This window comes from Tenacibaculum sp. IMCC1, assembly GCF_054906355.1.
On the sequence record NZ_CM142818.1, the window covers coordinates 1,564,066 to 1,576,620 of the forward strand.

Annotated in this window: 15 protein-coding genes; 6 read left to right on the forward strand and 9 right to left on the reverse strand. The window is 31.3% G+C overall.

Going from position 1 to position 12,555, the window contains the following annotated elements; all coding sequences use genetic code 11:
* Positions 1–31 precede the first annotated feature (31 nt).
* The 4 genes from ACXIHB_RS07275 to ACXIHB_RS07290 form a co-directional block, all read right to left on the reverse strand.
* Positions 32–751 carry a tRNA1(Val) (adenine(37)-N6)-methyltransferase gene (locus ACXIHB_RS07275; protein ID WP_462099277.1) on the reverse strand — a complete coding sequence of 240 codons (720 nt, stop codon included), beginning with the start codon at positions 749–751 and terminating at the stop codon, positions 32–34.
* Positions 752–922: 171 nt separating this feature from the next.
* Positions 923–1,582 (reverse strand): tRNA (5-methylaminomethyl-2-thiouridine)(34)-methyltransferase MnmC2, encoded by a 660-nt coding sequence (gene mnmC2 / locus ACXIHB_RS07280; protein ID WP_239179356.1) that lies wholly within the window; start codon positions 1,580–1,582, stop codon positions 923–925.
* Positions 1,583–1,589: 7 nt separating this feature from the next.
* On the reverse strand, positions 1,590–2,009 hold the full coding sequence (locus tag ACXIHB_RS07285; protein WP_253056255.1) for an acetolactate decarboxylase: 420 nt from the start codon (positions 2,007–2,009) through the stop codon (positions 1,590–1,592).
* Entirely contained in the window at positions 2,009–2,521 is a 513-nt protein-coding gene (locus tag ACXIHB_RS07290; protein WP_073181824.1) for a DUF4920 domain-containing protein, read from the reverse strand. Before ACXIHB_RS07290 ends, ACXIHB_RS07285 begins: the two co-directional genes overlap by 1 nt.
* A 120-nt stretch (positions 2,522–2,641) precedes the next feature.
* Here ACXIHB_RS07290 and ACXIHB_RS07295 point away from each other — a divergent pair, with 120 nt between their 5' ends.
* A complete protein-coding gene (locus ACXIHB_RS07295; protein WP_159493316.1) occupies positions 2,642–3,691 on the forward strand; it encodes a branched-chain amino acid aminotransferase in 1,050 nt (349 codons plus the stop codon).
* A 67-nt stretch (positions 3,692–3,758) separates the two neighbouring features.
* On the forward strand, positions 3,759–4,640 hold the full coding sequence (locus tag ACXIHB_RS07300) for a TlpA family protein disulfide reductase (RefSeq protein WP_159614025.1): 882 nt from the start codon (positions 3,759–3,761) through the stop codon (positions 4,638–4,640).
* Between the two features lie 44 nt (positions 4,641–4,684).
* On the opposite strand, the gene ACXIHB_RS07305 is transcribed toward ACXIHB_RS07300, so the two are convergent.
* The gene (locus tag ACXIHB_RS07305) at positions 4,685–5,071 is read right to left on the reverse strand and encodes a nucleoside triphosphate pyrophosphohydrolase family protein (protein ID WP_253679641.1); all 387 of its coding nucleotides are present in this window, start codon (positions 5,069–5,071) and stop codon (positions 4,685–4,687) included.
* 158 nt (positions 5,072–5,229) lie between these two features.
* Here ACXIHB_RS07305 and ACXIHB_RS07310 point away from each other — a divergent pair, with 158 nt between their 5' ends.
* Positions 5,230–5,397: a hypothetical protein gene (locus tag ACXIHB_RS07310; RefSeq protein ID WP_159432108.1), complete on the forward strand. Its 168-nt coding sequence runs from the start codon at positions 5,230–5,232 to the stop codon at positions 5,395–5,397.
* A gap of 60 nt (positions 5,398–5,457) precedes the next feature.
* Here ACXIHB_RS07310 and ACXIHB_RS07315 read toward each other — a convergent pair whose 3' ends face one another.
* Entirely contained in the window at positions 5,458–6,189 is a 732-nt protein-coding gene (locus ACXIHB_RS07315; RefSeq protein ID WP_389862602.1) for an SDR family NAD(P)-dependent oxidoreductase, read from the reverse strand.
* Positions 6,190–6,228: 39 nt separating this feature from the next.
* Here ACXIHB_RS07315 and ACXIHB_RS07320 point away from each other — a divergent pair, with 39 nt between their 5' ends.
* Entirely contained in the window at positions 6,229–6,441 is a 213-nt protein-coding gene (locus ACXIHB_RS07320; protein WP_231128378.1) for a hypothetical protein, read from the forward strand.
* Between the two features lie 80 nt (positions 6,442–6,521).
* On the opposite strand, the gene ACXIHB_RS07325 is transcribed toward ACXIHB_RS07320, so the two are convergent.
* On the reverse strand, positions 6,522–8,555 hold the full coding sequence (locus ACXIHB_RS07325; RefSeq protein WP_462099278.1) for a dipeptidyl-peptidase 3 family protein: 2,034 nt from the start codon (positions 8,553–8,555) through the stop codon (positions 6,522–6,524).
* A 45-nt stretch (positions 8,556–8,600) separates the two neighbouring features.
* Entirely contained in the window at positions 8,601–9,161 is a 561-nt protein-coding gene (locus tag ACXIHB_RS07330; protein ID WP_239179287.1) for a DNA-3-methyladenine glycosylase I, read from the reverse strand.
* A gap of 99 nt (positions 9,162–9,260) precedes the next feature.
* Between ACXIHB_RS07330 and ACXIHB_RS07335 the strand changes: the two genes are divergently transcribed.
* Both ACXIHB_RS07335 and sppA read left to right on the forward strand, forming a co-directional pair.
* On the forward strand, positions 9,261–9,683 hold the full coding sequence (locus ACXIHB_RS07335; RefSeq protein WP_462099279.1) for a DUF6146 family protein: 423 nt from the start codon (positions 9,261–9,263) through the stop codon (positions 9,681–9,683).
* A 66-nt stretch (positions 9,684–9,749) separates the two neighbouring features.
* Positions 9,750–11,495 (forward strand): signal peptide peptidase SppA, encoded by a 1,746-nt coding sequence (sppA, locus tag ACXIHB_RS07340; protein ID WP_462099280.1) that lies wholly within the window; start codon positions 9,750–9,752, stop codon positions 11,493–11,495.
* 48 nt (positions 11,496–11,543) lie between these two features.
* On the opposite strand, the gene ACXIHB_RS07345 is transcribed toward sppA, so the two are convergent.
* A complete protein-coding gene (locus ACXIHB_RS07345; protein WP_462099281.1) occupies positions 11,544–12,308 on the reverse strand; it encodes a hypothetical protein in 765 nt (254 codons plus the stop codon).
* Positions 12,309–12,555: the final 247 nt, after the last annotated feature.

Sequence of the window (12,555 nt, forward strand, 5' to 3'; positions counted from 1 at the left end):
AGAAATTTTGAAAATACAACCTCACAAAAGATTACATCTTCAAATAAAAATCTTTCGTAAGGTTAATATAGGCATCAGTGTACTGGTGCCTTTTTGTTTCTATTATCAACTCTTCTTCTTGGATTGTAGTCTCTACAAAGGACATTTCTAATAAACTACGTTTGATTTCAGTAGTAGGAGCTCCTTTTACTCGACAAACTCTGTGTAGGTATAAATTATGATTTTTAGCTAGTTCTATAAAATTTTCTTCTTCTTTAAATGGTATAATAGTTGAAAACTTCCCATACTCGGACAATATTTCACTCACTCCTTTCAATAGCTCTTCAAAAGATAATGAACTCGTAAAGCGCGCTTTGTTTCGCGCTACATCCTCTGTTTCGTAGTTATCAGTATAAAATGGAGGATTGGATACAATTATATCATACTCTTCTTCATCTTCAGACATTTCTTCTGCAAATTCCACAAAAGAAGCATTGTAACAAAAGAGTCTATCTCCCCAATCAGACTGCTCAAAATTCTCAACCGTTTGCTCATAAGCGTTTGTATCAATCTCAACTGCATCAATAGTCATCGCATCACTTCGTTGTGCTAACATTAACGAAATGATTCCTGTACCAGAGCCAACATCTAATATTGTGTCTGGAAACTCTCCTAAATTACACCATGCTCCTAATAATACAGCATCAGTACCTATTTTCATCGCTGTTTTGTCTTGATGCACTGTAAACTCTTTAAATTTAAATGGTTTCATTTATAAAAATCTTCCAAGAATTTTTTCTGCATTGAAGAACAAATACAACACAACAATTAATAAAACTACTAAAAACAACCCTCTTTTAGGATTCCCTCTTTTTCGATTACCGAAACGTCTTTTAAACTCCATTTCTTTATTTTCTAATTTCTACATTAATCACGTAAAATATCACGTTATAATTTTTGTTCCTCGTAACATTTCTCTTTTACCTGGAGGCCCGGGTAAACGCTCAACATCAAAACCTACTGCTTGCATTGCTCGTCGTACACTTCCCTTTGCTGAATAAGTTACTAAAACACCCTCTGGTTTTAACGCAGCAAACATAATTCTAAAAATATCCTCAGTCCACAAATCGGGTTGTACTCTTGCTCCAAAAGCATCAAAATAAATCAAATCAAAACTATTCTCATCGGTAATTTCAGCAAAAAATTGTTTGCGTTTAGTTAATGAAAAATTGGGAGTAATGTTGTGTTTTTCTTCCCAAGAAACTTCGTGAATTTTTTCAAAAAATTCTCTTTTATCATCGGCGTCCAACTCCGCAACATAATTTAATTTTGCTACTTCTTCTTTAGCTACAGGATATGCCTCTACTCCAACATAATCAATCTCCTTTTTAGCTTCCAATAACGTGATAAAAGAATTAAGTCCTGTACCAAAGCCTATTTCTAGAATAGAAACATTTTTTGCATCTACATACTTTAATCCATTTCTAATGAATACATGATAGGCCTCTTGTATCGCTCCGTGTTTAGAATGATATTGTTCATTCCACTCTGGCAAATGAATGGTTGTGGAACCATCTGACGTTATGATAATTTCTCGTTTTATAACTAAACTATTTAATCAGTAATTTTTTAATCCTAGGTATTGGTCCAGTGCAAGTTGTTTTATGGCAGGCAATACAACTATTTACAGCTTTGTTGAAATTTTGCTTTATAGAATCTTTTGAACCCAAATATACTTGCTGTATATTTTGAATATATAATTTTGAAAAAGCTTCAAAACTTGCATTTCTATCTGCTGGGTCTGTTAAAACAGCACTATGAATATTCAAGTAAGTTTCAGGAAAGTCACCTATTGGCTCTCCTTCTAAAATCTTATTTTTAACGGTCATATTCCCTTCGTACATAGCATTCATTAAAGCTGCCATTTCAGAAGACTGATACATTATAAGTTCCTCTTTTGGTTGTTTCTTTTCCTCTTTGCAAGAAAAAAGCACCAAAGACATCAATAAAACAATAATTAATTGTTTCATTATTTTTTCATTAACACTCCATCTGCTTCAAAAGCATAGGTGTATTTTGGTTCTATAATTTTTGCTATTTCTTCTTCTGATTTTCCTGCATCTTTAGCATAATGTTGTAATTCATCAACAGAAATCTCAGTAACAAAAGCTTTACCGTTTACTACCACTTCTTTATTATCTGCATTTAAAGGCATGAAAAAACCATAATCTTTAAAACGCACCATTGACTCTTGTTCTTCCCCTAAATCTAACTTCATCCAACACCCTTTTTTCTTACACACTTCATTTATCGTTGAAGTAAATTTTATGTTTAGAGTATCCCCTTTTTTTAAGTTTTTGAATTTTATTCGCATTTCTTCAGCAGAAATAGCATTGCTATCTGTAATCTCATCTCCAAAAGACGCATAGGCAATCTTTTGTTCTTTAATACCATTCGCAGCAGGAGCTGCATCTTTCTTTTCAGTTTTACAAGCACTAAACATTACGCTTAAAAGCGTAGCAAAAACTAGTAGTCTTTTCATTTTCAAAAAATTAAAATTAACATATCAACAAATATACTCATATTTCTTCAAGCTGGTAGTTAACCTCAAAACATACCACTAGATTTCGTATCTTCGTAGCACTTCTAAAACAATCACATAATGAATATTGATATTGAGCTTATACAAGAGTCTAAAATAAATACGGTAGATTTTAACAACTTAGCGTTCGGTCGCACTTTTACTGACCATATGCTAGTTTGTGACTTTGCTAATGGAGAATGGAAAACACCTAAAATTTTACCTTATGGACCTTTAACTTTTGAGCCTTCTGCTAGGGTTTTTCATTACGGGCAAGCTGTTTTTGAAGGAATGAAGGCTTATAAAGATGAAAATAATGATGTCTTTTTATTCCGTCCAGATGAAAATTTTCATAGAATTAATAAATCTGGGGCTCGTTTAGCAATGCCTCCAGTTCCTGAAAATGTATTTTTTGAAGGGTTAAAAAAACTTCTTGAGATAGATGATGCATGGATTAAGAAAGGAATAGGAAACTCGTTATATATTCGTCCGTTTATTATTGCTTCAGAAGGAGCTATTGCTGCTTCACCTGCTGAAGAATATAAATTCATAATTATTTGCTCACCTGCTCAATCATATTATGCTGGTGAAGTTAGAGTACTATTTGCTGAAGAATATAGTCGTTCTGCTGACGGTGGTGTTGGTTTTGCCAAAGCCGCTGGTAACTATGCTGCGCAATTTTACCCTACTAGTTTAGCACATAAGGAAGGGTATCAACAAATTATTTGGACTGATGCAAACACCCACGAATACCTTGAAGAAGCAGGTACAATGAATATCTTTTTTAGAATAGGTAATAAACTTATAACTGCTCCTACTAATGATAGAATTTTAGATGGTGTTACTCGTAAATCAATTATTCAACTTGCAAAAGATTATAATATAGATATTGAAGTTAAAAGAGTTTCAGTTGCTGAAATTAAAGAAGCTGCTAGACAAGGTGAACTGTTGGAAATTTTTGGTTCTGGTACTGCTGCTGTTATAAATCCTATAAAAGGATTTAAACACCAAAACGAAACTTTTGAATTACCTGAAACAAATGATTCTTATGCCTCTTTCTTTAAAGAAAAACTACTCAACATTCAGTATAACAAATTAGAAGACAAGCACAACTGGAGAGTTAAAATTTAATCATTTCATTTAAAAAAGCTATATTAGTAAACGGAATTAAGTTATTTTAATAAAAAATTCTAAAGAAATGAGAAATATTATACCTGCTTTATTATCAATAGGAGTTGGTTTTGTTATTTCATTTTTTGGATTGGATTTCTATTCTAATTCATTAGAAAATGAAAATAATATCATAGCCCAAAGTAATAAAATTACTTCTTCTAAAGAAGACACTCCTGAAGAGCCCTTATCTGTTGATAATTCCTCAACAGGTTCTTTTTCCGTTGACATTGAAGACATTCAAAAGAACTTTGATAACTGGGAAGCTTATGCAAAGGGAAACATTGATTTAATGTCTACCTTTATTCCTTTAGATGATGAAGGTGCAGCTATGGAAAAAGGTATCTTTTTAACCTTACTACGCACAGGCGCTTATATTCCGATTAAATCGGAAAAAAAAGGTAAAGTACAATACCAGCTTACTGGTATTGATGCTTCTTCTGATGAAAAAATAAAAAAATCAATCGTTAGTAAGGCTTCAATAGCACATCAATATTTTAAGATGGAAGGCAAAAAACTTCCTGATTACAATTTTGTTGATTTAAATGGTAACGCTCACAATAAAGCGGATACAAAAGGAAAATTATTAGTGCTAAAGTGCTGGTTTATTACATGTAAGGTATGTGTAGAAGAGTTTCCTGAATTAAATGAACTGGTTGATAAATACAAGGATGATAAAATAGAATTTGTTAGTTTGGCTTTTGATAAAAAAGATGAATTGATTAAATTTTTAGAAACTAAAGAATTTAAATACCCTACTATTCCTGAACAAAAGGATTATATGGCTAAGAAACTAAAGGTTAAACAATATCCTACACATTTAATTGTAGATGCTAATGGTATTATTATTAAAATGGTTAATAATGTAAAAACATTAACATCAGAATTAGAAAGAATTATGGGTAAATAAATAGAAAAACAAAATGTAAAAAAGCTCCTTATTAAGGAGCTTTTTTATTTATCTAAAATTTCTTTAATGTTTGGTTTAAAGTAATTTGGTCCTTTCAGTACTTTACCATCTTCACGATAAATAGGTTTACCGTCTTCTCCTAACTTACTCATGTTACTTCGTTGTATTTCATTGAATACTTCTTCTATTTTATGTTGCATACCGTGTTCTATTATAGTTCCACATAAAATATACAACATATCGCCTAAAGCGTCTGCTACCTGAACCAAATCGTTATTTTGTGCAGCTTCTAAATACTCTTCATTTTCTTCTTTCATTAAATTATAGCGAAGTAAGTTTCGTTCTTCTCCAATGTTTGCTGTTGGTTCATTTTTTATTCCTAACCCGAAAGCTGAATGAAATTCGTGTACTGCTGCTATTCTTTTTTTCATTATAGTTATGATTTTAATTCAATAATTATTAGTCAATAATGTTTTTATTTATATCATCATTTGACACATTTTATGGTTTTACCATACTTTTTTTAGTTTTTTTATTCCTTTATATATTTTAAGTTATCTAACTTTAAGAAACTCAAAAAAAATAAATTATGTTAAAAGAGATTTCTAAATTAGGTTCAACCCTAAATAAAACTGAACAAAAATTAATAAACGGTGGTACAGGTCGACCTTTACCCTGTAGCTCTGCCCCAACTTATTACAATGGATATTGTTACTTATGTGGTGAACAATACGAGATAGGCTCTAGTTACTGTTAGAATTAATAGAAAAGCGGACTTGTTTCGCTTTTTTGTTTACACTTTAACTTATCTAAAGTATTATGTTGCCATTTTTAAAATTCTTGCTGGTACTATTTTTAGTACCCAAGCTATTAACCTCCATCTTTTTGAGATATAAGCTACTCGTTTTTTTCGTTTTATTGCTACATAAATTTGATTAACTGCTTTTTCTAGAGGAACCATCCAAAAAATACCATCACCTAAAGCCATTGCTGTATCAACAAACCCCGGACGGATATCTGTAATAAAAACTTTTTTTGTTTTAATAGATTTTGTTTTGATATACAAACTCTCTAAATACGCTTTTTGATATGCTTTAGAAGAGAAATAATCTGGTGCTGCTCTATTTCCACGTAGTGAAGCGATAGAAGAAATACCGACTAAATGACCAAAACCTTGTTTTTTAAACAATTTATAAGCTAATGCATATAGTTTTGTTACACCTAAAACATTCGTGTTTATAGTTTGCTCTTGTTTATCCCAGTCTAACTTTGGGTTTACAAATCCAACTCCTGAAGATTGTATCACCAAATGAACTTCTCCTAATTCATTTACTAACTCATTAAACACTTTTTCTACCTCATCTACTTGTTGGATATCATTTTGCTTAATAAGTATTTGGTTAGAATACCTCTTCTTTAACTCTTCCAATTTTTCGAGCCTTCTCCCGGTTACCGCTACGATATAATTTTCTTGTATTAGTTTTTCTACAAGTCCTTTTCCAATACCAGAAGTGCCTCCAAAAATAATTGCTGTTTTAGTTTTTTTCATTCTAAAATCATTCTTTAACTTTGCTAAAAATACAATTTTATGTTTATACTTATTGCTGCAAAAATGTTTACTACAGGTAGAATTATTTTTGCGAGTTTATTTGTTATAGCTTTTATTCTTTTAATGTATTTTAGTTATAAAAAAGATGCTAAAAACAATAAAAAGCATTATCAAAATGGAGCTTTATACGTTGCCATAGCAATAGCGGTAGTAATTGCGTTATTGTTTTTATCAAAATTATTAACTAAATAATAAAACTCTTAAGAGTTTCTTATAAAAGCAAAAAACCGATTCTTTTCAGAATCGGTTTTTTTATTCAAGCTTATAACTTTTTAATTTTTTATTGGTAAGAAGTTATAGTTTTTAGCGTAGAACTTCATTTGCTCTTCAAACGTTTCTGGTTGCTTAATCTTAATATCAGTAATATTTCCTTCAGTATCAGTTACTGGCTCTAATACTGGATTTACAAATCCGCTATAAGGAGCTGATGTAAATTGAGCATTACGATCTAAAACTTCTTTATGAATATCTTGATCTACTTTTACTCCATAACCTTCCACTAATGCTTTTGCCGCTTCAAAATCTCCTTCAGATTTAATTCTTTGTGTTTCTTTTAATAAACGTCCGAAAATTTCACGAAGCTTCTCATAATCGTTAATATTATAAAAAGTTTTTCCATCTCTGGTAACTTTTTCAATTACATTATCTTTCGCTCCTTGCTCAAAAGCCCAAGCTGAAACCCATTGACGGTTTACCATGTGATCTTCTTCAATATCGTCTCCTAAATTAATTCTAATTAACTGTGTCATTAATCCATTTCTGATATACCCGTCATAAGCAGCTTTTCCTACTTTTTGCCAATCATCAACTAATCCTAATTCTTGTAATTTAGGATCCATTAAGTAATAAAGTCCAACTAAATCTGCTCTACCCTCTTCCATTGTAGAAGCGTAGTTTTTCAAAGTTTCTTTTGGTTGACCAACTCCGTCGTTAATTACACCTGAAGCATGCCCAATTACCTCGTGTAATGCCGTGTGTAATTTATCTGCTAACTTCCCATATTTAATCTCTAAATCAATTTCTTCTTGATCGTTAGCAAACTCTGTTAAACGTCCAGTTCCTCCAGCATTATTATAAGATCCTATGATATTTCCTAACGATACCGATTTAGAACCATGTTGTTGACGAATCCAGTTATTGTTTGGCAAATTCACTCCAATTGGAGTACTTGGAGATGCATCTCCTGCTTCACCAGCGACATTTACTGTTTTATACGAAACCCCTACAACATCTTTCTTTTTGTGACTTGGATCTAACGGAGAATTATCTTCAAACCATTGTGCATTGTCTGATAATACTTTCATCTTTTTAGACATATCAAAGTCTTTGATTTGTACAATTGTTTCGTACGAACCTCTGTACCCTTTAGGGTCATTATAAACTTCAATAAAACCATTAATCCAATCAATATTTCCTTCTGTAGATTCAACCCAAGCAATTGCATATTCATCCCAAGTATGTAAATCTCCTGTTTTATAGTATTCGATTAATAACTCTAAGGTTTTTGCTTGCTTTTCATTTTCTGCTACTTCTTTAGCTTTTTCTAGCCAATAAATAATTTTATCGATTGCTTGTCCGTACATTCCACCAGACTTCCAAACTTTCTCCACTAGTTTTCCATTCTCACGAACTAGCTTCGAGTTTAATCCTGCCTCAATTGGTTGCCCTTCTGGTCCTTTATCAGCTTTCGCATAAAAGTCTTCTACATCTTTACTTGTAATATCTGCTCCGTAAAAATTTACTGCTGATGCTAATACATTATCCACTCCAGCTTTCTTATTTACTTTTTTAGCATCTTTATCATTAAAAATAACTTCTAATGCTTCCGTAGATAACTCAGTATTAGTTTCTTTTAACAACGTTTCTAAATACTCTTTAGAAAATGTAGGTTTTAACTTATCGTTAGAGTAATGATGATGGATTCCGTTAGAAAACCACACTCTTTTCAAATAGGTAGTGAATGCTTTAAAATCTTCACTTTCTTTATCTCCTTTGAAGCTATTGTTAATATTTTCTAAAGCTGCTCTAATTTCAAGATTATGACGGTAGTTTTGATCCCACATAATATCACGTCCAGATAAACCAGCTTGTGTTAAATAGTACACTAATTTTTTTTCTTTTAGTGTTAACTCATCAAACCCAGGAATTTGATAACGTAACACTTTTATATCAGCAAATTGCTCAACAACATATTCAAATTCTTTTGCCTTTTTTTCTACTACTTTAGGCTCTTTTTTTGCGTCTACACCACAAGAAGTTAACACTCCTGCTGCTGCAAACACAAAAAGCATTTGTTTTAGTTTCATTTATATATTTTTAAATTTATTTTTTGAACGCTAAAATTACGAAATTTAAACTTCATGATATCGGAAACAGTCGGTTGTATGGTCGTTAACCATTCCTGTCGCCTGCATATGTGCATAAATTACTGTTGAACCTACAAACTTAAATCCTCGTTTTTTTAAATCTTTTGAAATTGCATCGGAAAGCTCTGTTGTTGCCGGTACTTCTTCTCTCTTTTCAAACTTATTCACTATCGGTTGTCCATTAGTAAAAGCCCAAATATATTTTGAAAACGTACCAAACTCTTCTTGTACTTTCATAAAAGCCTGAGCATTGGTTATAGTCGCTTTTATCTTTAATTTATTTCTTATAATTCCAGCATCTTGAAGCAATTCTTCATATTTGTCTTCAGAGTATTTTGCTATTTTTTTATAGTCGAAATTATCAAATGCCTTTCTAAAGTTTTCTCTTTTCTTCAAAACTGTAATCCAACTCAAACCTGCTTGGAAAGTTTCTAATATTAAAAACTCAAACAGCTTATCGTCATCATATACAGGCACTCCCCATTCATTATCGTGATACTCAATATATAGTGGGTCATTACTAACCCAAAAACATCTTTTCTTCATTTTCTATTATTTAATGCTGAAAATTACTGTTAAACAAATTAAAAATCAATGAAAAATGGAATAATTTTTGCAACTTTATAATTACAAATCATACTGATTATGGAAACCTTACAACGCATTCTTTTTCTTAGTATTATTGGAATTATGATATGGGCTTGCAGTTCCCCGCCTATAAAAAATACTTCTAAAGAGGAACCAGTTGTAATTGCTAATGATAGTTTAGAATATGAAATTATAATTATAGACCCTGGTTTTACTACCTATTTAAACAGCATTGCTAAACCCGAAGGATTTTATTCACAACAATACCTCGAAAATAAAAACCGTTTGTATGTAAATACATGGAATTACCGAGCTAGGAATCCTATTCAATTTAATTCAAACATTTATGAAAACGTAATTGATTATAGCCCACACGTTGATTATGGTTATGAAGTAAACTATAAACTTTTTAATTACTTCGAATTCGCTCAACGAAAATACCGCATGAACTTGGGGGTAGGAATAAATCGCTGGAACTAGTAAAACCTTAGTAAAAGACGTCTTTCGAAAAACTGTATATTTGCTCAAAAAAATTAACCATACAACATGAAGTTTTTAAGAAATTTACTCGCCTCTATTCTAGGCTTTTTCATTGCCCTATTTTTACTGTTTGTATTCTTTTTTGCTATAGCTGCTATTGTAGGAGCTGAAGAAAAAATTGTTGTAAAATCAAACTCAGTTTTAGAATTAGACTTATCAACCCCTATTAAAGATTATGCTCCAAAAGAAGACAATCCTATTGCTGAAGCTCTAGAACTAACAGATGAAAAATTGGCTTTAAACAAAATTATCAACGCTATTGAAAATGCAAAAACTGATGATAAAATAAAAGGAATAAGTATTAAAACACCTTTTGTTAATGCTGGTATTGCCCAAACACAAGCCATACGAAACAAAATTGAAGAGTTTAAAGAAAGTGGTAAGTTTGTATATGCATATAATGACATTTATACTCAAAAAAATTACTACCTAAGCTCTGTTGCTGACAGTTTATTCTTAAACCCAGTTGGAGCTATTGACTTTAGAGGTTTATCTACCGAAATTTTATATTTCAAAGACTTTGAAGACAAATATGGTATTAAAATGGAGGTTATTCGTCACGGAAAATATAAAAGTGCAGTTGAACCTTTCTTGGAAAATGAAATGAGCGAAGCTAACCGCGAACAAACCACTTCATTTTTAAAATCAATTTGGTCAGAAATCACAGATGATATTAGTAAGAGTAGAAACATTTCTATTGAAAAACTAAACCTTATTGCTGATAATTCTAATGGAAGAAATATTACTGTAGCAAAAGAAAATAATTTAATAGATGCTTCTATTTATGAAGATGAATACGAAAAGAAGTTAGCTATGGGTTCTGATAAGAAAGTAAATACTATTTCTATTGAAGACTACATAAACTCTGGAAAAGGAAGAATTTCTTCTACTGCTAAAGATAAAATCGCCGTGATTTATGCACAAGGTGATATTGTGTATGGAGAAGGAAGCGAAGACTATATAGGACAAGGAATTATAAACAAAGCTATCAGAAAAGCCCGAAAAGATGATAATGTAAAAGCTATCGTACTTCGCGTAAATTCACCTGGAGGTAGTGCTTTAGCCTCTGAATTAATTTGGCGTGAACTAGAATTAACAAAAAAAGAAAAACCTTTAGTAGTTTCTATGGGTAACTATGCAGCTTCTGGAGGTTACTATATTGCTTGTAATGCTAACAAAATTATTGCAGAACCTACTACAATTACAGGATCTATTGGAGTTTTTGGAGCCATTCCTAACTTTAGTCAATTTACCGATAATATTGGTATCAATGCAGAACAAGTATCTACTAACAACAGTGCTTCTTATAGTGTTTTTGAGCCAATGAACCAGAAATTCTACGATGTAACTAAAGAAGGTGTTGAACAAATCTACACTACTTTTGTTAACCGTGTTTCTGCAGGGCGTAACATGACTTTTGAGCAAGTTAATGAAATAGCTCAAGGTAGGGTTTGGACTGGTAAAGAAGCTATTGAAAATGGCTTAGTAGATCAATTAGGAGGATTAAATGACGCCATTAAAGTTGCCGCTGAATTGGCAGAAGTTCAAAATTTTAGAGTTCGTAATTATCCTAATTACAAAACTGACTTAAAAGAGGCTCTAAAATTCTCTCCATTTATGAAAGCTTCAAAAGAAGAAATACTTAAAGAAACTTTAGGTGATGAAAATTACCAATTATACCATAATATTCACAAAATGAAAAACCTAAAAGGAATTCAAGCTAGAATACCCTTTGTATTTCAAGTGAAGTAAAAAAGAAAAGCCTCGACAATGTCGAGGCTTTTTTTATTATAATCTAGTTTATTCGTAACTATAAGTAGTATTTATAGCAATTGATTCTTCACCAGCAACAGCTACTCCTTTTCCTATTAAAGGGTACCCATCCGAATCATAAGTATAATCTACAGTTAAAGTACCTATAACGTTATCACCTCCGTCTTTATAGATAATCTTCGTTACGTTATTTAATGGCAATAATCTTCTAGCTTTAATTACTTCTGAAGCTTGAGGATTCACCCCAAAACTAACATCAACTCCATCTAAAACTTCTATAAGTCCTGCAGATTCTAAAGTAGAAAAATACATATTTGGCTTATTGTCATAAAATATTTCTGCTGTGTAATTTTCAACAACATTCATTTCAGTTTCCCAATCATAAGCCTCAACTTGAAATAAAACTTTACTAGGGTTTTTGTTAGAATCATATTCTAATGCCATTCCTGTTTCATAAATATTATATGGTGATTGATACAACTCTTCTATTGAAAGGCTTTCTGAAAGATCGCTGTCTTCTGTCACCTTAATAGTACTCCCGTCATTGCTATAGTTTATTAAAGTAGCGTCTGTTCCATTTGTTCCAGAAACACTTACCAATTCTTTTTCAGCATTATACATAAACTGAGTAGTAATTGTTTCATTTTCTTGATTTGTCGCTGCAACAGTTTTTAATCTTTTCTTTTTAGCTTCTCCGTTAACTTCATCAAAATCGTCTGAAGCAGAGCTACTACATGAGGTTAATAATGCTACTCCTAATCCAATAGCAAAAACATACTTTAATTTTTTCATTTTTTATGATTTTTAATGAACTCATTTTTATTGTTCAAGCAAAAACTAAGTATTTCCCCCTACATAAAATCTTTAAGACAATTAATAGAAATGAGTAAAAGAAGAGAACAGCAATTTTTAGCAATTTGAAAAATATAAAAAACAAGTTCGGTTTATATTGTTTTTAAATTTTATACAAAAATAGCTGTATAAAAAAATACCTGCAATAAAATTACAGGTATTTTTCACTATGTTTTTATTTCGTTTA

What these genes read in the sequence shown, in the direction of transcription:
- ACXIHB_RS07275 (WP_462099277.1), bottom strand. Translation starts at nt 751, where the DNA reads ATGAAACCATTTAAATTTAAAGAGTTTACAGTGCATCAAGACAAAACA.
- ACXIHB_RS07325 (WP_462099278.1), bottom strand. Translation starts at nt 8,555, where the DNA reads ATGAAACTAAAACAAATGCTTTTTGTGTTTGCAGCAGCAGGAGTGTTA.
- ACXIHB_RS07335 (WP_462099279.1), top strand. Translation starts at nt 9,261, where the DNA reads ATGGAAACCTTACAACGCATTCTTTTTCTTAGTATTATTGGAATTATG.
- ACXIHB_RS07310 (WP_159432108.1), top strand. Translation starts at nt 5,230, where the DNA reads ATGTTAAAAGAGATTTCTAAATTAGGTTCAACCCTAAATAAAACTGAA.
- ACXIHB_RS07295 (WP_159493316.1), top strand. Translation starts at nt 2,642, where the DNA reads ATGAATATTGATATTGAGCTTATACAAGAGTCTAAAATAAATACGGTA.
- ACXIHB_RS07320 (WP_231128378.1), top strand. Translation starts at nt 6,229, where the DNA reads ATGTTTATACTTATTGCTGCAAAAATGTTTACTACAGGTAGAATTATT.
- ACXIHB_RS07315 (WP_389862602.1), bottom strand. Translation starts at nt 6,189, where the DNA reads ATGAAAAAAACTAAAACAGCAATTATTTTTGGAGGCACTTCTGGTATT.
- ACXIHB_RS07305 (WP_253679641.1), bottom strand. Translation starts at nt 5,071, where the DNA reads ATGAAAAAAAGAATAGCAGCAGTACACGAATTTCATTCAGCTTTCGGG.
- ACXIHB_RS07345 (WP_462099281.1), bottom strand. Translation starts at nt 12,308, where the DNA reads ATGAAAAAATTAAAGTATGTTTTTGCTATTGGATTAGGAGTAGCATTA.
- ACXIHB_RS07285 (WP_253056255.1), bottom strand. Translation starts at nt 2,009, where the DNA reads ATGAAACAATTAATTATTGTTTTATTGATGTCTTTGGTGCTTTTTTCT.
- ACXIHB_RS07290 (WP_073181824.1), bottom strand. Translation starts at nt 2,521, where the DNA reads ATGAAAAGACTACTAGTTTTTGCTACGCTTTTAAGCGTAATGTTTAGT.
- sppA (WP_462099280.1), top strand. Translation starts at nt 9,750, where the DNA reads ATGAAGTTTTTAAGAAATTTACTCGCCTCTATTCTAGGCTTTTTCATT.
- ACXIHB_RS07300 (WP_159614025.1), top strand. Translation starts at nt 3,759, where the DNA reads ATGAGAAATATTATACCTGCTTTATTATCAATAGGAGTTGGTTTTGTT.
- ACXIHB_RS07330 (WP_239179287.1), bottom strand. Translation starts at nt 9,161, where the DNA reads ATGAAGAAAAGATGTTTTTGGGTTAGTAATGACCCACTATATATTGAG.